The organism is Staphylococcus sp. MZ3 (assembly GCF_018622755.1).
Classification (GTDB): domain Bacteria; phylum Bacillota; class Bacilli; order Staphylococcales; family Staphylococcaceae; genus Staphylococcus; species Staphylococcus aureus.
Genome location: NZ_CP076026.1, coordinates 1,294,414 through 1,316,740, shown reverse-complemented (window position 1 = coordinate 1,316,740; position 22,327 = coordinate 1,294,414). Strand labels below are relative to the sequence as shown.

Below are 22,327 nucleotides of genomic sequence, written 5' to 3'. Positions count from 1 at the left end.
TTAACTTATACATTTTAACATACTTACTTTTACAAACCTATTCATACCATATAATCACGAAGCATCTTAAATGTATAAGAAAACGCCTCAAACCTAATAAAATGTGTCAATAGCATGTTTAGAATTAAATTAAAATTCTAACATTCAAGACATTTAATTAAGTAAGGGCGTTCAATATTAAAATGAACAATGACTCTGTTTGAAATCATATATCATAAATTTATTTTATAAACCTTTGAAGAATACCACGTTTTTTTAGAGTAATTAATAAGAAATAACTTATAATAGATCCGATAGCACTTGAGACTATGAACGTAATCATTAACGGTTTAATGAAGAAGTCTTGAAGCCCGAGGAAATATGCTAATGGTATACAAATTAAACTTCCGATGACACCAGTTCCAAGTACTTCACCGACCGCGGCCATGAATATATGTTTACGATATATGTAAAACATACTAGCCAATAAAACTCCAATCATACTACCTGGAAATGCAAAAGCTGTACCAGTACCAAAAAGAACTCTTAAAATTGATGATATAAGCGCTTGAGCTAATCCATACCAAGGACCTACTATGACCGCACTTAATACATTTACAAAATGCTGTACTGGTGCTGCCTTAACTGGTCCTAGAGGAATGATGATAATACTGCTTAATACAACATTTATTGCAATTAAAAGTGCAGTTATAGCCAGTTCTCTTGATTTCATATGATTGTTCTCCTTTTTGTTTGTAATTAATCACTATGTTTGGCTTTATTATGGTCATTTAAACGTGTTTCCATTGTTGATACAAACATTTTCAATAATTGATTCGCTTCATATTGTGAAGTTTGAAACTGTTCAACTATGGGCAATGTATTTATTTCTGCTTCTATACTTTGAATGGTATGTTCCGACTGTTCTAGCGCATTTTGTTTCCCGTAATTTTGAAAGTTTACTGCTTGTTTTTGATGCTTTTTTAACATATCCATTTTAGTCTTTATCGTTTGGTTCTGATGAATCTGTGCTTCAATTTGTTGATATGTTTTGATAGTATCCAAATTTTTAATTTTATTTGCAATATTATCCGCTTGTTTCAACACGTCATCTTTATTATACATTTATTGAATCACCATTTCCGGCTCTACTTCCTTTACAAAACTGCCATTTAATGAATACTGTTTAGCTTCATCTATTCGTACTTCCACTAGTTTACCAATCATTTCTTTAGGCGCTTTGAAATTAACTAGCTTATTTTTATCAGTGTAGCCAGCAAGAACCTGATCATCTTTTTTACTACTACCTTCACAAAGTACTGTTACAGTTTGTCCTTCGTACTTACTCATAGCTATTTGTGAATAATGACCAACTTTTTTATTCAAACGTTGCAATCGTTCCTTTTTGACATCTAAAGGTACATTATCTTTCATTTTAGCAGCAGGCGTACCATCACGTTGTGAATACAAGTACGTATATGCATGTTCAAAACCAACTTCATCATACAGAGTTAAAGTTTCTTCAAATTGTTCCTCTGATTCATTTGGATACCCTACAATAATATCTGTAGTTAATGCTACATTAGGAATTCTATCTTTGATTCGTTTTACTAAATCCAAATAACTTTCTCGTGTATATTTTCTACCCATTATTTTTAATACTGCATTATTTCCAGATTGAACTGGCAAGTGGATATGCGGAACGATATTACCACCCTCTGAAATAACATCAATCATGTGATCTGTAAAGTCCCAAGGATGACTTGTTGTGAAACGAACTCTTGGAATCGCTATTTTAGAAATTGCTTGTAAAAGATCTCCTAAGTCATATTCTATATCCTGTAAATCTTTACCATAAGAATTTACATTTTGACCTAAAAGCGTTATTTCTTTGTAACCTTCACGAGCAAGTTCACGTACTTCATCTATAATGTCTTCAGGTCTACGGCTTCGTTCTTTACCTCTTGTAAATGGAACAATACAATATGTACAAAACTTATCACAACCATACATAATATTGACCCATGCTTTAATGTTGCCTTCACGGACTTTTGGAAGATTTTCAATAACGTCTCCTTCTTTAGACCATACTTCAACAACCATTGCTTTAGATAAGTATGCTTCTTCTAAAATTTCTGGTAAATGATGAATATTATGTGTACCAAATATCATATCTACATTTTGATACGATTTTAAAATTTTATTCACTACTGACTCTTCTTGTGACATACAACCACAAACACCGATTAAAATATCAGGTCGTTCTTTTTTCAAATGCTTCAAATTACCTATTTCACTAAACACTTTGTTCTCGGCATTTTCTCTAATCGCACATGTATTAATTAAAATAACATCTGCAGTGTTAATATCAGTCGTTGCTTGATAGCCTAATGCTTCAAGTATACCAGCAATGACCTCAGTGTCATGTGCATTCATTTGACATCCATATGTTTTAATTAAAAATGTACGCTCGTTCCCCATACCGCGATATTTTTCATCAATTTGGAAATCTCTATTATAACGAACTTCTTGTTTACCTCTTTTTTTCGCTTCTTTTAAATTAGGCGGCTGATAAACATGTTCAAAATATTTACTATAATCTTTTTCTGCTTTCTTATCTCTCTCAGCTAAAACATCTACAGAACTTGCTTTTCTTTGTTCTTCGTTCACTTTACAAAATCCTTTCTATTTGCCCGTATCATTTAATAATTATATTAAATTTAACTATAAAGTGCAAAAACAGTTAAAGTTATACGTCATCTCTAACAAGCCAATTCAAATCCAGTTTACTTCACTTTTAATGTTATTCATCATATTTTTCAGTTAAAGTTTCAATAGTGATGCCATCTGGCACATGATAAAACTTAACTTGGCTAATAATACTTGGACATTCAAGTTCCACCATTCGTTCATTTAATGATTGTATTAAAATTAAACATTCATTCATATTTCCTTGTACTGTCGTTTCTAACGGACCTACTCTAAAATGCATACCAGATTCGTCAATTATTTTAATCGCCTCGTCTACATAAGGTATAACATTGTCATTGTTTGGTGTTTTAGGAATTATTTGTATACTCATTAATGTGTCTTTCATTTTTAAAAACTCCTTTATTTTTTGTAATAGTAAAAAACTGAGTAGCATAAATGGATCTGTTATAAATACATTTATACGACTCAGTTTTAATTATTAAATAAATTGTTCAGTTAATGCATTGAAGGTGTCTTCAGTAATTTTGATATCTCTTTTAGCAAGTGGTGTATCATCTAACTCTTTAATTTGAGATTCATATGATGGTGTTTCTTTATCTTGATAAACAATACCAGTTACTAAAGATTCATGTTCAATAACAGTTCTAGTCGCTAATTGTTTATCTGTAGAATCATAATTTTCAATGTCATCAACACTTGTTAAATGTTCTTTAAACCAATCGTATGTGTTAATTTTATTATAAGTCACACATGGTGAAAAGACATTAACGAATGAAAATCCATCATGATTAATTGCATCTTCAATTAGTTTTGTTAATCCTTTAATATCACTTGAAAAACCTTGGGCTACAAATGTGGCACCAGATGATAATGCTAATTCTAAAGGCGCAACATTTTTTTCTATATTACCTTTTGGCGTTGTTTTAGTAACAAATCCTACTGCTGATGACGGCGATGTTTGTCCCTTTGTCAAACCATAAATTTGATTATCCATGACTATATACGTCATGTTCATATTTCTTCTTAAAGCATGGATTGTATGCCCCATACCTATAGCATAACCATCACCATCTCCTCCAGATGCAATAACAGTTAAATCTTTATTCGCCATTTTTACACCTTGAGCTAAAGGTAATGCACGTCCGTGAATAGAATGAACGCCATAAGAATTAATATATCCTGAAAGACGGCCAGAACATCCTATACCGGTGATGATAGCTACTTCTTCAGGTTCTAACCCTATATTTGCGGCTGCTTTTTGAATTGCAGCTTGTACTGAGAAATCGCCACATCCAGGGCACCAGTTAGGCTTAACATTATTTCTAAAATCTTTAAATGTCGCCATCTATACCATCTCCTTTATTTCAGTAGCAATTATTTTGCCTTTTTCTTCGATTTCATGTGGTAGGAAAGGTGTCCCATCATACTTTGTATAATTTTCAATCTTATCATGAATATTGACATTCATTTTTATAATACTAGCCAATTGTCCTTGATAATTGTGCTCCACTACAACGACTTTCTTCGCTTTATTAACTGCATCTTGAATAACGCTTGTTGGGAATGGATGCAATTGTCTAATTTGTATAGTGTTAACTTTTATGCCTTGTTGATTCAAACGGTTACTACCTTCTTGAATTGCACCTTTTGTAGAAATAAAACCGATATAAAGAATATCTGCATCCTCATGTTGTAAGTTAGCTTCTACTGGCGATTCAATTAGTAACTGCTCAATTTTACGCATTCGTTTTTCCATTTGTTGTTGTCTATTTGACGCAGATTCACTAGGTTTACCTTCTTCATTGTGTTCCACACCAGTTATATGATGAATACCTCCTTTAACACCGGGGATAGGTCTAGGAGAAACACCATTGGATGTTAACGCATAACGCTTGAAATAACCTTTATCATCTTCTTCACGTTCAATATCAGATTGAATGATTTCACCACGTTTAATTTCAATGCGATTATAATCTAATTTTTCAACAGTTTGTTTACCTAAAGATAATTGCAAATCACTTAAAACTATAACAGGGCATTGATATTGTTCTGCTAAATTAAAGGCTTCCATAGTTAAATAAAATGCATCTTCTGCATCAGTTGGTGCTACAACTATTTTTGGAATATCACCATGTGTACCATAAATCATTTGCATTAAATCTGACTGTTCTTGTTTCGTAGGTAATCCAGTAGAAGGTCCACCTCGTTGAGTATTAATAATGACTAATGGCGTTTCAGTCATACCAGATAATCCAATTGCTTCCATCATTAAAGATAAACCTGGACCAGCACTAGCCGTAAACGCTCTGACTCCACCATAATTTGCACCAATAGCCATAGTTACAGCAGCAATTTCATCTTCTGTTTGAATAACCGCTCCGTTTACTTTAGATATATTGGCAATCATATATTCCATAACTTCAGACGCAGGTGTAATAGGATATGCCGCCATAAATTGTGAACCTGCAGCAATTGCACCTAATCCAATGGCATCGTTACCAATCATATATAGATGTGGTAGTGCATCTGTTGACTCTAATTCAAAGTCCCCGTCGATTTCAGGTAAGCGGGATTGCATTAATTGATAACCTTCGTTTAATGCTTGGATATTGACTTCAACTACCTTGTCACCTTTTTTAGAAAACATATTAGTAATAAGTTCTTCAAATGTATTTGTATTCAAATTCATCAATGCGCTAGTAGCACCTATTGCAACCATGTTTTTCATTAATGCTGTACCTAATTCTTTAGCGGTTGCTGTAAAAGGTAATTCAATAAGCTGTGCATGACATCCTTCTGGTTTCACAGGTTTAGCCTTGGCATCAGCTAAAATAATACTGTCTTCTCTCATTTCATGATGGTTAACATCAATTGTTTCTTGGTCAAATGCAATCAAAATATCTAAATCATCACTAATTGCATGAACAGGCGTCGTAGAAACTCTAATTTTATTATTCGTATGTCCACCTTTGATACGACTTGAAAAATGTCTATATCCATATAAATAATATCCTTTTCTATTCATAGCCGTAGCGAAGATTTCCCCAGTTGATTCAATACCTTCGCCTTGTTGACCGCCAACTTTCCACGATAATTGTGGTTTCATAGTTATATGCCTCCTATGGATATATTTCATATTAAATGATAACAAAAAGAACCACCGATTTACTATGTAAACAGTGGTACTATATTAAATTCATACTAATGGACGATAGGGTCCAATTCGAATGTTTACTTACGTAATTTTAAAATGTTGAAAATGGATGGTCATCATTTATCAATATACGTTCGATGTGCTTCGTTTTACCTTCTTTGTCTAAATCAATAACAACACCAGATAATACACTTCTACCTTCATTTGGAACAACATGTCTTTGTGGCAAACTAGTGATAAAACGCTCAATTACCTCTGTTTTATTTATTCCTAAAATGCCGTCATAAAAACCTGTCATACCAACATCCGTTATATACCCTGTCCCCTTCGGTAAAATACGTTCATCTGCTGTTTGAATGTGTGTATGCGTTCCAACAACAGCGCTAGCTCTACCATCTAAATGCCATCCCATTGCATACTTTTCAGAAGTTGTTTCTGCATGAAAATCAACAAATATAAACGGAGTTTGTTCTTGTGCTTCCTTGACTAATTGATCTGCCTTTTTAAAAGGATCATCAATATCTGGCATAAACGCTCTTCCTTGCAGATTAATAACTGCAAGTTTAATATCATTAATTTGTATAAATCTCATACCAATTCCCGGCGCTTCATCCGGAAAATTCGCTGGTCTTACTAGTCGTTTTGCTTCATCTATAAAATCATAAATTTCACGTTGACCATATGTGTGATTACCCATAGTCATGAAATCTACACCATTTCTTAGTAATTGTTTATATATTTTTTCAGTCAAACCTTTACCATGTGCTGCATTTTCAGCATTTACAATTGTAACTGTTGGTTTATACTTTTGCTTCAGTTGAGGTATGTACGTTTCAATTGCGTCTCGTCCAATTTTACCTACGATATCCCCTATAAACATTATTCTCATGTTTTGTTCATCCTCTCATAAATACTAGTTTAATTCATACGTTCTAATATTTAAAGTAAATATTAAATTCTTTGAATTATTTTTCTTCAATTATAGAGAGACATTACTTTGTCTGAAAACTTCAATATGTTAGTATTAAGACATCAAAATAAATAGGAGTTGTAAATAAATACATGTCTATTAATATTGATCCAGAAAAATTTGCAGAATTAGTGGTTATGTCTAACCCATCAAAATTCGAAGATGCAGAGGATATAGCTAAAGAAAGTTTAAAGCTTTACATTAATGCATATCGTTTAGCAGAGAGATATTCAACAATTGCAACAAATTGTTATGATACTGCAGAAGTTATAAAAGAATTAAAGAAAACAGATTTACAATTAAAATAACTCAACTTAGAAATAAATCCTAATTAATATTGCAGAAGAGAAGATGTGTTACATCTTCTCTTCTTTTTTATTGGTTAGAAAAGCACTCATCTTTAAAGGTTTACATAATATAAATATAGTAATTATGAAGCCTAAAACATTTTTATTAAAAGCAATAACTTCTTATTTAATATAAGGTCCGTCTTACTTTCAAATAACTACTGTTTACTATAGTTATTACCGATAAAGTGCTGTCTAATTAGATTGAGACTACAACTTAAAAAAGCTCCCTCACTAATTTGTGAGGGAGACAAAAATTATTTCGCATATTCTACTGCTCTAGTCTCTCGAACAACTGTCACCTTGATATGACCAGGATATTGTAATTCATCTTCAATCTGATTTTTAATATCTCTAGCCAATCGATAAGATTTTAAATCATCAATTTCTTCAGGAGATACAATCACTCGGATTTCTCTACCTGCCTGAATCGCAAATGCTTTTTCTACACCATCATAACTTTCTGATAACGTTTCTAAACGTTCTAATCGACGAATATAATTCTCTAATGTTTCTTTTCTTGCACCTGGACGAGCCGCAGACAATGCATCTGCAGCAGCAACAAGGATAGATATAATAGATGTAGGTTCAACATCACCATGATGAGAATGGATTGCATTAATAACCGTTTCATTTTCACCATATTTTTTCGCTAATTCTACACCGATTTCAACATGACTACCTTCTACTTCATGATCAATTGCTTTACCAACATCATGTAAAAGTCCAGCTCGTTTCGCTAATGTCTCATCTTCGCCTAGCTCAGCAGCTAACATACTAGCAAGATGCGCAACTTCAATTGAATGTTTAAGTACATTTTGACCGTAACTCGTACGATAGTTTAAACGCCCTACAATTTTTACTAAGTCAGGATGCATATTATGTGCGTTCACTTCAAATGTAGCTTGTTCACCTGCTTCTCTAATAATATCGTCTACTTCTTTTCTAGCTTTTTCGACCATATCTTCAATTCTACCTGGATGAATACGTCCATCAGATACTAAGTTAACAAGTGCTGTTCTAGCAATTTCTCTTCTTATTGGATCAAAACCAGATAATATAACCGCTTCTGGTGTGTCATCAATAATTAAATCAATGCCAGTTAAAGTTTCAAGTGTGCGGATGTTTCGTCCTTCTCGTCCAATGATTCGACCTTTCATCTCATCATTAGGTAAGTTAACTACTGATACCGTTGATTCACTTGTGTGATCTGCTGCTAATCTTTGTACTGCTGTAGCTAATAATTCTTTTGCTGTTTTATCAACTTTTTCTTTAGCTTCTTTTTCTTTTTCTTTAACAAGTACTGCAATATCTTGTGACAGTTCTTCCTCTACTCTTTGAAGTTGCTCATTAATAGCTTCTTCTTGAGTGAGACCGGAGATGCGTTCTAATTCTTGTTCATGCTTCATTATTAACGTTTGAACACTACTCTCTTTTGCATCTACTTGTTGTTGTTTTTCTTCAATTTTTGATTCTTTTTGCTCTAAAATCTCATCTTTTTTATCTAATAGATCAGATTTGCGCTCTAAGTTTTCTTCTTTTTGAAGAAGTCGGGTTTCTTGTCTTTGAAGTTCGCTACGTCTTTCTCGTAGTTCTGCTTCAGTTTGTTCTCTTAGGATTTGGTTTTCTTCTTTTGCCTCAAGTAATTTCTCTTTTTTGATATTGTCAGCTTCTTTATGTGCTTGATTTACAATATCTTCGGCAGTTTGTCTAGCTTGTGATTGCTTTTGAAGCAACAAATTTCGGGCAACAACATACCCTCCAACAACTCCTAGAATGATCCCCAGCAAAATGAGTAGGAGGCTTAATAAATTCACACAAACACCTCCTTTTCTAGGGTTTGCTCTTTATATGAAATTCAATATGACTTTATGAAATTATATATAAATCATACAAATTAATTGTACGGTTTATAGGAGATAAGTGTCAAGTTATCAATTTGCACTTTTGCACTATATTGAATGCTATTTCTACTATTTTCTAAAGTTTTGAAGCTCGATTATAAAACTATTGATAATGTAATAATAAATAAAATAAAAAACCTTATAGTCTCGATTTGTAGTGTATCCCATAAAGTTAGATATTATTCTAGCTTTATGAGATGAATATCACTTTCAATCAATCCTATAAGGATATTTGCTAAGTTTAACTATAGATATAAATTTGTGTACTATTCTTCGTCAAATAATGACTTTGGTGCATCTTCTGTTTCTTCAACATCACCATCAGATATACCTAATTTTTCTCTCAATTTACGATCAATTTCTTCTTTAATTTGTGGATTTTCTTTCAAGTACATTTTAACATTTTCCTTACCTTGACCCATTCGTTCGCCATTGTAAGAATACCATGCTCCTGATTTATCAACGATGTCGTTTTCAACACCTAAATCAATAAGTTCACCCTCTTTAGAAATACCTTGTCCATACATAATATCAACTTCAGCTACTCTAAATGGTGGTGCCACTTTATTTTTAACGACTTTAATTTTAGTTCTATTACCTACAATTTCTTGTCCTTGTTTAAGCTGTTCTGCACGGCGTACTTCTAGTCTTACTGAACTATAGAATTTTAATGCACGTCCACCTGGTGTAGTCTCTGGATTACCGAACATAACACCAACTTTTTCACGAATTTGGTTGATGAAAATAGCAGTTGTATTTGATTTAGAAATAGCACCTGAAAGTTTACGTAACGCTTGTGACATTAAACGAGCTTGTAAACCAACGTGAGTGTCTCCCATTTCTCCTTCAATTTCAGCTTTAGGTGTTAAAGCAGCAACTGAGTCTACAACTACAATATCAACTGCACCACTTCTAACAAATGCTTCGGCGATTTCAAGACCTTGTTCACCATGATCCGGTTGCGATAAATATAAATTATCGATATCTACGCCTAATGCTTGAGCATATTCTGGATCTAAAGCATGTTCAGCATCGATAAATGCTGCCACCCCGCCATTACTTTGTACTTCAGCAATAGCGTGAAGCGCTACTGTTGTCTTACCAGAACTTTCAGGACCATAAATTTCAATAATTCGTCCTTTAGGATAGCCACCTACACCTAGCGCATTATCTAATGTAACTGAACCAGTTGATGTAGTTGAAACTCGGCGACCTATATTGTCACCCAACTTCATTACGGCACCTTTACCGAAAGATTTCTCCATATTTTTAATTACTGTATCTAAAGCTTTTTGACGATCGTTATCCAAAGCGAGACCTCCTAATTGAAATTGCTATCTTTTAATTATCTTACCAATACTATACAAGGATTCAAAATAAAATACAAGTGTTTTGCGAATATTTGTTCGTATAAAATCTTGAAATCAAAACGCAAAAACGAACAAACGTGCTTATATTTTTATCGATAATACAATTAATTTGTTGTTCTAAGCCAATTTAATAATCTTATGAGCGCATAATTTTGACTTCTGTTCTTTAATAAATTTCTAGATTTAGACATTTTAAATTGCTCAGTTTTAAATTCAAAGTTATTATCATAGCCTATATGGACTACACCATCATACTCTAATAGAATAATTGCTGATGACACATTAAACAATTTATTAACAAATTGCACTGCATCTTTTAATTGCTGCTCAATAGGTTTATTAATATCAACAAGGTTTTCATTGTGATTAATCATACCCTTTAGAACATCGTTTAAATCCACTTCTTTCAATCGATGATATAAAGCACCATTAGTAATACCATCATATATTACAAAAGGTTCATGAATTTTCTTTATTACAGCTTGCTCAATTAATGTGTCATCTGAACCATAATAATATTCTCCAATACGATCAAGAATTTCTTGTTTAACAGGTTGAATCAATGATTGTGCTTGTTCTTTTGAGTCGGCATTTGCAGTCAATCTAATATATACTTCATGACTTCCCGCCAAAGGCGCAATCGTAGGATTAGTCTGTTTATCGATAAGATCTATTAATATTGTTTCTACTTTAGATTCACCTATTCCCGCAAATCTTAATAGTTCAGAATGTATAATTCGATTATGGTTTATAAAATGTGACAACAATTCATTTTTCACCATTGGTTGCATTTCTTTCGGTGGACCTGGTAATAAAATAATTTGTTTGTTTTCAAAATTCACCATCATTCCTGGAGCCATGCCATGATGATTTGTTAATACAGTTGAACCTTCAATTACTAAAGCCTGTTGTTTATTATTAGGTGTCATTTCTTGTCCTTGTTCCTCAAAATAGCTTTCAATATATTTTAAAGAAGGCTCATCAATAACTAAATCTTTACCAACAATCTGGGCCACTGTATGCTTCGTTAAGTCATCTTTCGTAGGACCTAAGCCACCTGTTAAAATAACAGTATCATATTTTTCTAGCGCATGACGTACACTTGATTCTAAACGTTTTTTATTATCTCCAATAACTTTATGTTCTAATACATTTTGTCCAATTTCATTAAATACTTTAGATAGAAATTGTCCGTTGGTATTAGCGATTTGACCTAGCAATAGTTCTGAGCCTACAGCAATAATGGCAATTGACATTTATATCCCCCTTGTATCGTTTAATTCTTTTTTTCATGTATTCCATTTAAAAATTCACATCAATTTTAGATTCAATGTATCAGATGCTACAACACATTTGCCTAAAAAATGAACAAATATCGTTTTACAATATATCATTATAAACAATTGCGTGGCTAATTTCTAAAATTGGGATTAAAAAAACTAGATTCCATATGAAAATGAAATCTAGTATAAACAAATATTTATTTTTGTTTAAAAACATCTCTACCTTTATAAAAGTATTCAATACCAGATAAGATAGTAAAAATAACGCCAATGTATAATAAAATTTGTCCTAATGACAAACCAATCAATGTTGCCAATGGATCACCTAATAACAACCAAGTAATTGCTACCATAGTAACTGCTGTTTTAATTTTACCTAATTGACCAGCTGCACTTACGAATCCTTGTTCAATTTGTAGTAAACGTAAACCAGTTACGGCAAATTCTCTGGCAATAATAATGATTGCTACTACAGAATTTGTTAGTCCTAGTTGCACAAGTACAATTAAAGCACTTGCAACTAATAATTTATCCGCTAATGGATCCAAAAATTTCCCCATATTTGTAACTAAATTCCATTTTCTAGCTAAATAACCATCAACAAAATCGCTAAGGGAAGCCAATATAAAAATAAAACCACTGATTAATAACTCAATCCTTATTTCATATCCTCCTAGAAATGACACATTGCCAAATCCAAAATCAACTAACGCAAACAATATAAAAACTGGTATTAACACTACTCTAAAAACCGTAATCTGGTTCGGAATATTCATTATACATCCTCATTTCTCACTAATTTATTTCTGTTAAAATATTAAAACTAACATGATCCATAACAATAAAGTTATTAAAACTGTAATACCCATGATTACTAATAATTGTATTGGCTCTTTTGATTTACTCTTATAATCTAAGTCTTTATTATTATTGAAAACTGTAATTACTTCGTCCCATTCCGCTTGGTTCGATGGAATTTCATCTTGATGAGCTTGAATTAATTGGTTAGGTTCAATATTTACTACGCTTGCATATTTTCTAATAAATCCTTCGCTGTAATTTTTATTCGGTAGTTGATCGAATTCATTATTTTCAATATGCACTAGCATTTCACGTTTAATTCCAGTACGTTGCTCTAATTCTGTTAAAGTCATTCCTAACCTTTCACGTCTACCTTTTAGCGCTTCACCGACCGTTTTCAATTCATAGCCTCCTTACACTTACTCGAAGAAACCAAAACCACCACCAAACGGATCTCCAAAATCTAAATTATTCTTACTTTGGACTGTCTGTTTCTTCATTTCTTCGTAATGTATTTCTTGATTTTCATTTTCTCTCAATTCGATAATATAGTCAAAATCTTCCATTGTACAAGTACTTGTTTCAACAAATAAATCTGGATGTTCAACGACTTTGATTGATGGTAACGTCATAACTTCGTTAACAAGCTCTTGATGTTTTGGATTAGATTCTCTGGCAGTAACTGCACCATCAATAATGTATACATGATTGGCATCATATTCCCCTTTAATTAGAGAGCTACGTACAGTTTGTTTTATTAAAGTAGAACTAATAAATAACCATCTCTTATGTGCACAAACACTTCCCGCAACAATTGATTCAGTTTTACCAACTCGTGGCATACCTCTAATGCCAATCAACTTATGACCTTCTTCTTTGAACAATTCAGCTAAAAAGTCTACTAACAAGCCTAAATCTTCACGCTCAAATCGAAAGGTTTTCTTATCTTTTGCATCTTGCTCAATATATCTACCATGTCTTACTGCAAGACGGTCTCTTAATTCTGGTTTTTTAAGCTTTGTTATTTCAATTTCATTTATACCACGAGCTATTTGCTCAAAACGTTCAACTTTTTCAAGATTGTCTGTTTTAATTAAAAGGCCTCGTTTACCTTGATCAACACCATTAATTGTAACAATACTTATACCTAACATACCTAATAAACTAGATACATCACCTAAAAGACCCGGTCTATTAATTTCAATTTCGTATTCTAGGTACCATTCTTTTTTCTCTGCAACTGTCATGGTGAACCTCACCCCTTGTTTAATTAACAAATTATGATTCATTGTAATATTCATATTATAACATCAATCATAAAAACATTTGCTCATAAAAATAGTTATATATTTTAAATATACCAAGCACCATTAACTTTCTGTATAGTTCCAGTAACACTTCTAGCATTTGGGTGATATAAATAGGCGCATGTGTGAGCAACCTCACTCGGTAAAACCAATCGCTGTTGTGGTAATTCAGTTATCATTGCTTGAAGTTCATCTTCTTGCCACTCACTTGCCATATTACCGGCTACAAATCCAGGTGCGATAGCATTTACTGTCACTGATGTTAGTGCAAGCTCTTGACTAAGCGCCTTAACGAAACCTAATTGTGCACTTTTCATCGCCGAATAAATAGTTTCCATACTAGCTCCTGTCTCACCCCAAATTGATGAAATTACAATAATTCTTCCATTGGCACTTTGACGTAAAACATCAACGAAATATCTACATAATCGAATTAATTGCAAGACATTTAACTGATAACATGCATCAATATCATGGTCTTTCATATCTTGTAAAACACCATATAAAGACTGACCACTTGCATATATTAAACAGTCTAATGATTTAATGTCACCAAATGTTTTGTCAATATCAATTGTTTGAGATAAATCCGCTTGTATAAAACGAACTTTATCATCACTAAATTTGCTAGTTAATTCATTTATATCAGTACGATAATATTGCACATAAACTTCAAATCCATCAGTTAATAATTGTTTGACTATCTCAGAACCAATTGAACCAGAACCACCTAATACTAATGCTTTCATTACTTTTTAATCTCCAAACGACTATCGACTTGCTGATCTAAATTTAAATATAACGATGACGTTTCATTAATACTATCTAACGTGATATTTTCAACAATGTCTAACATGTCAAACACGCTAACACCTTCAAAATACAATTTAGTATATTGATTAGCAATATATTCAGGTGAGTTTAAACTTGATATGAATTCACCTATAAATTGCTTTTTCAAAAGTTCAAATGCTTCTGCATCTTGGAAATTGCCTTTTTTATCACGCAACTCATCTAATAATAATTTTTTTAATTTATCTGGTTCTTCAGTAGCGCTTGTCACGATTGAAAAACTATAAGTCGGCTCTAGTACAAATTGATAACCAAATGTATCATCGATAAGTCCTTCGTTTAATAAATTCTGATAAAAATCTGTTTCTTCCCCAAAAATTAACTCAAAGAATAATGACATTTCTAAATCACGTTGTACATATTTTTGAGGCGCTTCTTGTAATGGTTTATTTTTAAAACCAAGCATTAGTCTTGGTGATTGAATTTTCATAGATTCAGTAACAAATGCTTCTTTAACATCCTCCGGTTCATCAACAAGTCCTCGTTCGATTTTGGGTTGGTTAACTTTATTACGAGCATCCTCGTGTTGTTTTACTATTCGACATATTGCTTCAGGATCCACATCGCCAACAACAAATAAAACCATATTTGATGGATGATAAAACGTTTCATAACATAGATACAAATCATCTTTTGTAATATCGTATATACTTTCTACACTACCGGCAATATCAACACGTATTGGATGTTGTTGATACATTGCACGCAATGTATTAAACATTAATTTATATCCAGGTTGCTCTTGATACATTTTTATTTCTTCTGCAATAATACCTTTTTCTTTATCAACAGTTTCTTTTGTAAAATAAGGCGTTTCAACCATTGTAAGTAAACGTTTAATGTTGTTTTCAATATTATCAGTTGCACTGAACAAGTAGCTTGTACGATCAAAGCTTGTAAACGCATTTGCTTGTGCATTATCTTCAGCAAATGCAGTAAATAAGTCTTCTTCTTCTTTTTCAAATAATTTATGTTCTAAAAAGTGAGCAACTCCATCAGGTACAGTAACAAATTGGTCTTGTCCAAGGGGTTTGAATTGATTATCTAATGAACCAAATTGTGTAGTGTAAGTGACAAATGTCTTTTGAAAACCTGGTTTAGGGATAACAAATAATCGTAAACCATTTTCTAATTCTTGTTCGAATACTCTTTCGTCTATTAATTCATAATAACGCTCTTTCATTATTTACCCCCTCCTTTTGTCAACACATAGATTGTATCTAAAAATGCTTTTTCAGCAACAGAAACAATATCTTCGCGACTTACCTTCTGTATATCATTTATAAATGTTTCTTTGCTTTGTGGTTGCTCTAATAATATTTGGTTATGCATAATCTCTATAATACTTTTCGGACGATCTTCAGATTCATATCGATGAGAAATGATTACTTTTTTAGCTAACTCTAATTTTTCTTCAGTGAAATCTCCTGCTTTTATTTTTTCAAATTCACTTATAATAGTGTCTTTTGCAGTTTCGTACTTATCACTTGAAACCCCACTCAAAACAAATAAATAGCCATTTTTGCCATCAATTTGTGAATGTATAGAGTACGCTAAACTTTGCTTTTCTCGCACTTCATTAAATAAAACAGATGAAGGATCTCCTCCAAACATCATGTTAAATACAACAAAAGCAGCATATCCACTTTGTCCATATTGTGTTGGAAAACGATATCCCATATTTAATTTAGCTTGATCCACGTCATCATATTCAACAATATAATCAACTTCTTCATCGTGTAAATGATGTGTAGAATGTTGGAATTGATGTTTATCGAATGGTTTAAGTGCAAATTTTTCACGTATTTGTTTCTCAACACTTTCAGGTTCTACATTGCCGACAACATAAACAGAACATTGATCATTATTAATCATTGATTGATATGTATGATATAGTGTTTCAGCAGTAATATGTGGGATTTGTTCTAGTTGTCCTGTAGATAAGTATTTGTATGCTTCATTTTCAAACATATGGTCGAGTAATTTTAAAAACGAATATTGTGCTTTGTTATCTACCATTGCTTCTATTTTTTTGGCTAATAATGTTTTCTCTTGGTTAACAAAATTATCATTGAATGCTTTATTTTCAATTAATGGATTCCAAATGATTTCTTGTAATAAATCTAATCCTTGATTAAATAATGATTCACCGTTTCTTAAATAGCGTTCATTAACAATTTCTAATGAAAATGTAATGACATGCTGATCTTTGAATTTTGAAATTGTACTATTCACATACGCACCATATAAATCGGCTAAGTGATTATTAAACGACTTATCGGTTGGCCATTTCTTAGTTGCTCGAACTAATAATTTGCTTAATAATGATCTAGCTGTAATTGTGTCATATTCTAAAGGTGCCATAAATTTAAAAACTATAGTAGTTGTTTTAAATTTAGTTGTTGGTGAAACTTTGATATGTATATTTGGTTGAGATTGTCTACTCAAATATATAGCCTCCTCTATATCTTCTTACATCTATATTTTTCTAGTGATTTTAAATTGAACTAAGCTATTTTTCATATAATTTAATGAATACAAAATAGGTTCATCTAATTCATTGTAGTGCGTAATTTTTAATAAAATCAAACCTTCGTGTGGCGAAGCATTCAGTACTTCGGATATTCGAGGTTCATAATTTACCGCTTCAATTTCTGTATCAGCATAACAAATATTATGATTACTTTGTTCTTTTATCGCACTTAGAATCGATCCATTGCTCATTTGATACTCTGTACATGTTAATTCTTTTTTAGCAATTTTATCTAAACAATAGACGACCGGTTCTCCATCGGCAGTTCGTAATCGTTCTATAATGGTTACTGGATATCCTTCTTCAACGCTCAACAAATTTGCATCTAACATAGTTGCTGGTTGCTCATCAAAATTTAAGTATTCAGTTCCGCATTCAAATCCTGCATTTTTAATCATTTGCCCAATACTTATAAGTTCATTCAATGGATAAAAGAAAGGGGGCAGTGACTTAACACTTGTGCCCTCTTCAAAATTATCTTTAATGACTTGTTCAGTAATCAATGCCTGAATTGCTTCATAAACATCGTCGGTTTTTACATTTAATTCTCTGGCAATTGATAAATTACTTGGAAGTTGGTCACCATATTCCAATTTATTTTGCTTAATCAAATTTAAAATGTATTGTTTAACGTTATATACCGCATTCATTTCTGACATTTTTTTACACCTCGTCATTATTAAGATCTATTAAAACTTGTCTAGGCTTGCTTCCTTTTTGTGGACCGATTACCTGATTGCGTTCTAAATCATCCATCAACCTAGATGCTCTATTATAACCAATTCTAAATTGGCGTTGTAACAATGATGTACTTGCCTTTTGTTGTTCAACAACAAACAAATACGCTTCATCATATAAAGCATCTTCACTTTTCATTTCCGATTTATCCACTGGTGCATCTGGTTCCATTTCTTTTACATAATTTGCCTGTTGTTGTTCTACTACATAATTTACAACATCTTGCACCTCTTGGTCACTTAAAAACGCCCCTTGAATACGTGTTTGTGATGAGTCACCATTTCCAACGTATAACATGTCACCTTTACCAAGTAACTTTTCTGCGCCGCCAGTACCAATAATAGTTCTTGAATCTGTTTGAGAACTCACAGCAAAAGCTATTCTAGATGGAATATTATTTTTAATGATACCTGTAATTACATCCACAGAAGGTCTTTGTGTCGCTACAATCAAATGTATACCTGCTGCACGTGCCATTTGTGTGATACGTTGAATCGCATTTTCAACTTCTTTACCAGCTACCATCATTAAATCTGCAAGCTCATCTACAATAACAACGATATAAGGTAATTCTGGTTGCTTCTCATCTAATTCTTGATTTTGCTTACGGATTAATTCGTTATAACCTTTAATATTTCTAGTTGATGAATGTTGGAATAAATCATAACGTCTTTCCATCTCAGCTACAATTTTTTCTAAAGCTTGAGCAGCTTTATGAGGATTTGTAACAACCGGAATTAATAAATGTGGAATTCCGTTATAAACATTTAGTTCAACCATTTTCGGATCGATTAACATAAGTTTAACTTCATGCGGTTTAGCATTTAATAAAATACTTGTAATAATACCATTTATACAAACAGATTTACCACTACCCGTCGATCCTGCCACCAATAAGTGTGGCATTTCATTTAGTGGAACAGTAATTGGATCACCTGATATATCTCTTCCTAATCCAACTTCTAGTTTATTATTAGACGGGAATTTTTCATCTAAAACTTCTTTTAGTGAAACTAATGAAATTTTCTCATTTGGCACTTCAATACCTACTGCAGAGCGACCAGGTATTGGCGCTTCAATTCTAACATCTTTTGCTGCTAAAGCTAATGCAATATCATTATGCAAGTTTACAATTTTACTCACTTTAACCCCTTGAGCTGGTTGAATTTCATATTGAGTTACTGCAGGACCAATTTTAATTTGTGTCACTTTTGCATTTACACCAAAATCTTTTAATGTATTCTCTAGTACTTGTCCTTTACGTTGCACTTCAGCTTTAGATGTTGCTTTTTGTTTTGCAGGTTGATTAAGTAAAGTTAACGGTGGAACAACATACGATACATTCGTAACTTCACCAGCTTCTTCAATAGTGTTTTCACTTTCAACACTGTTATGAGTTTGTTCTGTTAATTGTTCTTGCTGATCTGCTTGATGATGATTTACGATGTTATTCGAACTATTCTCTGCATCAAACACTCGCTTTTTCCGACTTGGTTGACTCTGACTTTTACTTTCATTTTCAGTATGCCCATAAATTGGAATATCTCTTTCTTGAGGCACTTCCGTAAAATCACTCACATCTTTTATTTGTGGCTGTTCATTTTGACGTGCCTTTTGTTCTTCTTTAAGTCTCGCTTTTTCTTCACGCTTCAATTGTTTTTCTTGGTTTCTTTCCGACATTTTTTCATTAAATGAACCAAACCAAGCTTTTATATTTTCCAGTACAACTTTTGCGACTTCACGATGTTGATGGTTTGTTAATAAAATAACACTTGAGCATAATAATAAAATAGTAATAATACATACACCAAATAATGAAATTAAAGGTACGCTTAACTCTAATAAATAAAAGCCTAATACACCGCCACCAAAATTTGGGAAATGACTGTGTTGGTATGACTGATACACATAAGAAAGTACAGGTTCTCTTTCAGCTTTGATACCACTATTAAAATGAAAAACTAACTGTGATACAAATAGCAATGCAATTTGCAATACAATCGAACCAGCCGTTCGTCTAGTTTTAGGAATACGTTTAGAGTATGTAATAAAACCAGTTGCTAAGAGTACTAAAATATATGTTAAATATCTACTGTACCCAAATAAATAATTAAAGAAGCTGTCAATTAGACGACCTATTATTCCTAATTGGAAAACACCCAACACCATTAATACAACTACTAAAATAGCTATGACATAACGTATCGGATTATCATTCTTCTTTTTCCTCGAATTTGTTCTTTTTTTTGATGTTGTTTTTTTCTTAGCTGTCGATTTCTTTTTTGCTTGTGCCAATTGACGCACCTCCTTATGTTGCCTTAGTTAAAACGACGTTATTATATATAATTTCCTATTTGATGTTTAGAATATGTAGTCCAAACAGACGATGAAAGAGGTTAGAACAATATCATCTATGTATCAATTTACTTAAGATAACAGATTAATCGTTACCCCTTTCAATTGACCATCATAAAATATAAGTAAATTGTCCATGACAACCATTATATTTCAGTGACTTGTTCTGACCTCTTTTATGTTAATGACTTTTTGATTAAATTTCAGAAATTACTGGAATAATCATAGGACGACGTTTTGTACTCTCGAATAATAGTTTACTAATTTGATCACGCATATTTTGCTTAATTTCAGACCATTCTATGCGTTTTTCTTGTAAACCAGCCTCTACTATTTCACGTACTTTCTCTTCTGCTTCACGTAATAAGTCTTCACTTTCACGTACATATACAAACCCACGAGATTGAATTTCAGGTCCCGCAGCTATACGTCTATTTTTAGGATCTAACGTTACTACAGCAATAAAGATACCATCTTCTGCTAAAAGATGACGGTCTCTCAACACGATATTTCCTACATCCCCAATACCAATACCATCTATTAAAATATTTCCTGAATTTACCTTTTCATTTAATATCATATCTTTACCGTTGTAATTAATGACATCTCCTTTTTCCACAAGGAAAATCTTTTCTGGTGCAACACCTGCTTCAGCTGCTAGCTTCGCATGTGCTATCTGCATTTTAAATTCACCTTGTACAGGAATAAAGTATTCAGGTTTCATAATATTAATCATCATTTTTAATTCTTCCATGCAACCATGACTTGAAGCATGAATCTTCTTGTTATTTGGAATAATATGTGCGCCAGCACGTACAAGCTCATTTAATGTATTCGCAATGATAACTTCCATATTTGCAGAAGCCGTAATTGCTAAAAATACAGAATCGCCTTCTTCGATATTCATAATTTTATGCTTATGTTGCGCCATTTGACTTAAGGCTTCTACAGGTTCTCCTTGCATACCAGTAGCTATAATTATCACTTCATTTTTAGGATAATTATCAACTTCTGTTATAGGAATTAGCAAATCTTTAGGAATGTCGAAATACCCCATTTTACGAGCAATATTAAATGAACTTTCAAGTGATCTTCCTAAAAATGACACTTTACGATTTAGCTTGCTAGCAATATTTAAAACTTGCTGTATACGTATAAAGTTCGAAGCATAACATGAAACAATCAAGCGACCTCGCACTTTTGCAAAAGCGTCATACATATGATGTTCAATCACATTTTCCGGAGTATTATATCCAGGTTTCTCTGCCTCAGTAGAATCACTGATTAAGACAAATACACCTTCTTCACCAATCTCTGCCATACGTTTAATATCTGGTGCATAATGTCCATGTAAACTTTGGTCAAACTTAAATTCACCTGTATACACAATGGCACCATATGAAGTGTGAATACAAACACCTAAACTATCAGGAATACTGTGTGTCGTATTAAAGAAACTAATATTCACGTTTTTGAATCTCATAATTGAATCATTATTAACTGTGTAGTAGCGAACTTTTTTATCAATATTACGGGCTTTCATATTTTCTTTAATTAACGCTATTGTCAATTTAGATCCATATACTGGTGCATCTAATTGTTCTAAAACATAACTCACTGCACCAATCGCGTGCTCATGTCCGTGTGTAAGGAATATACCCTTCAATTTATCTTTATTTTCAAGTACGTATGAAATGTCTGGTATAACAATATCAATACCTAGCATTTCGTCTTCTGGAAACATAAGTCCAGCATCTAACATAAACATTTCATCGTCTACTTCAACGATATACATATTTTTAGCAATTTCGCCAACACCGCCTAATGGTATAATGCGAATATCTTTATTCTTTTTCTTTATTAAACTCAAAATCTTACCTCCTAAATTTGTTACCCGTCCATATATAAACTCACTATTCATTATAAGTTAAAAAACACTTGATGTACACTATTAATCACTATACATACAGGATAATTAACAGTTGCACACAAAATAATAAAGCGTTTTAAAATGTTCAATAC

The 22,327-nt window shown here is 32.4% G+C and carries 20 protein-coding genes; 1 reads left to right on the top strand and 19 read right to left on the bottom strand.

The genetic code is table 11. The annotated features are described in order from the left end of the window. Window positions 1-220: 220 nt before the first annotated feature. From thiW to KI230_RS06350, 7 genes are all read right to left on the bottom strand, one after another. Window positions 221-712, bottom strand: a complete 492-nt coding sequence (thiW, locus tag KI230_RS06380) for an energy coupling factor transporter S component ThiW (RefSeq protein ID WP_000842179.1) — start codon at window positions 710-712, stop codon at window positions 221-223. Between the two features lie 26 nt (window positions 713-738). Beyond that, window positions 739-1,104 (bottom strand): YlbF/YmcA family competence regulator, encoded by a 366-nt coding sequence (locus tag KI230_RS06375; RefSeq protein WP_000282386.1) that lies wholly within the window; start codon window positions 1,102-1,104, stop codon window positions 739-741. Next, on the bottom strand, window positions 1,105-2,649 hold the full coding sequence (gene miaB, locus KI230_RS06370) for a tRNA (N6-isopentenyl adenosine(37)-C2)-methylthiotransferase MiaB (protein WP_001001521.1): 1,545 nt from the start codon (window positions 2,647-2,649) through the stop codon (window positions 1,105-1,107). Window positions 2,650-2,782: 133 nt separating this feature from the next. Further along, entirely contained in the window at window positions 2,783-3,076 is a 294-nt protein-coding gene (locus tag KI230_RS06365) for a thiamine-binding protein (protein ID WP_000655669.1), read from the bottom strand. Between the two features lie 93 nt (window positions 3,077-3,169). After that, window positions 3,170-4,036, bottom strand: coding sequence for a 2-oxoacid:ferredoxin oxidoreductase subunit beta (locus tag KI230_RS06360; RefSeq protein WP_000190140.1), 867 nt, complete (start codon window positions 4,034-4,036; stop codon window positions 3,170-3,172). Continuing rightward, complete coding sequence (locus tag KI230_RS06355) at window positions 4,037-5,797, bottom strand: 2-oxoacid:acceptor oxidoreductase subunit alpha (protein WP_000804320.1); 1,761 nt, start codon at window positions 5,795-5,797, stop codon at window positions 4,037-4,039. 139 nt (window positions 5,798-5,936) lie between these two features. Next, window positions 5,937-6,734 (bottom strand): TIGR00282 family metallophosphoesterase, encoded by a 798-nt coding sequence (locus KI230_RS06350; protein ID WP_001222105.1) that lies wholly within the window; start codon window positions 6,732-6,734, stop codon window positions 5,937-5,939. Window positions 6,735-6,907: 173 nt separating this feature from the next. Between KI230_RS06350 and KI230_RS06345 the strand changes: the two genes are divergently transcribed. Beyond that, window positions 6,908-7,123: a hypothetical protein gene (locus tag KI230_RS06345; protein WP_000026308.1), complete on the top strand. Its 216-nt coding sequence runs from the start codon at window positions 6,908-6,910 to the stop codon at window positions 7,121-7,123. A gap of 296 nt (window positions 7,124-7,419) precedes the next feature. On the opposite strand, the gene rny is transcribed toward KI230_RS06345, so the two are convergent. The 12 genes from rny to rnjB all read right to left on the bottom strand — a co-directional run bounded on the left by rny (window position 7,420) and on the right by rnjB (window position 22,175). Next, entirely contained in the window at window positions 7,420-8,979 is a 1,560-nt protein-coding gene (gene rny, locus KI230_RS06340; protein ID WP_001050913.1) for a ribonuclease Y, read from the bottom strand. Between the two features lie 353 nt (window positions 8,980-9,332). Continuing rightward, a complete protein-coding gene (gene recA, locus KI230_RS06335) occupies window positions 9,333-10,376 on the bottom strand; it encodes a recombinase RecA (protein WP_000368166.1) in 1,044 nt (347 codons plus the stop codon). 164 nt (window positions 10,377-10,540) lie between these two features. Continuing rightward, entirely contained in the window at window positions 10,541-11,692 is a 1,152-nt protein-coding gene (locus KI230_RS06330) for a CinA family nicotinamide mononucleotide deamidase-related protein (RefSeq protein ID WP_000020363.1), read from the bottom strand. A 224-nt stretch (window positions 11,693-11,916) separates the two neighbouring features. Further along, complete coding sequence (gene pgsA / locus KI230_RS06325) at window positions 11,917-12,495, bottom strand: CDP-diacylglycerol--glycerol-3-phosphate 3-phosphatidyltransferase (RefSeq protein WP_001025093.1); 579 nt, start codon at window positions 12,493-12,495, stop codon at window positions 11,917-11,919. Between the two features lie 33 nt (window positions 12,496-12,528). Next, entirely contained in the window at window positions 12,529-12,921 is a 393-nt protein-coding gene (locus KI230_RS06320; protein ID WP_000859443.1) for a helix-turn-helix domain-containing protein, read from the bottom strand. Window positions 12,922-12,939: 18 nt separating this feature from the next. After that, entirely contained in the window at window positions 12,940-13,767 is an 828-nt protein-coding gene (locus tag KI230_RS06315; RefSeq protein WP_000214890.1) for a YmfK family protein, read from the bottom strand. Window positions 13,768-13,871: 104 nt separating this feature from the next. Beyond that, window positions 13,872-14,576, bottom strand: a complete 705-nt coding sequence (ymfI, locus tag KI230_RS06310; protein WP_000646234.1) for an elongation factor P 5-aminopentanone reductase — start codon at window positions 14,574-14,576, stop codon at window positions 13,872-13,874. Continuing rightward, on the bottom strand, window positions 14,576-15,862 hold the full coding sequence (yfmH, locus tag KI230_RS06305; protein WP_000664779.1) for an EF-P 5-aminopentanol modification-associated protein YfmH: 1,287 nt from the start codon (window positions 15,860-15,862) through the stop codon (window positions 14,576-14,578). Before yfmH ends, ymfI begins: the two co-directional genes overlap by 1 nt. Further along, window positions 15,862-17,127, bottom strand: a complete 1,266-nt coding sequence (yfmF, locus tag KI230_RS06300; RefSeq protein WP_000089942.1) for an EF-P 5-aminopentanol modification-associated protein YfmF — start codon at window positions 17,125-17,127, stop codon at window positions 15,862-15,864. The genes yfmH and yfmF overlap by 1 nt, the downstream gene beginning before the upstream one ends. A 30-nt stretch (window positions 17,128-17,157) precedes the next feature. Further along, entirely contained in the window at window positions 17,158-17,871 is a 714-nt protein-coding gene (locus tag KI230_RS06295; protein WP_001293306.1) for a GntR family transcriptional regulator, read from the bottom strand. A 4-nt stretch (window positions 17,872-17,875) separates the two neighbouring features. Continuing rightward, window positions 17,876-20,245, bottom strand: coding sequence for an FtsK/SpoIIIE family DNA translocase (locus tag KI230_RS06290; protein ID WP_000035773.1), 2,370 nt, complete (start codon window positions 20,243-20,245; stop codon window positions 17,876-17,878). Between the two features lie 256 nt (window positions 20,246-20,501). Next, window positions 20,502-22,175 (bottom strand): ribonuclease J2, encoded by a 1,674-nt coding sequence (gene rnjB / locus KI230_RS06285; protein WP_000052590.1) that lies wholly within the window; start codon window positions 22,173-22,175, stop codon window positions 20,502-20,504. Window positions 22,176-22,327 lie beyond the last annotated feature (152 nt).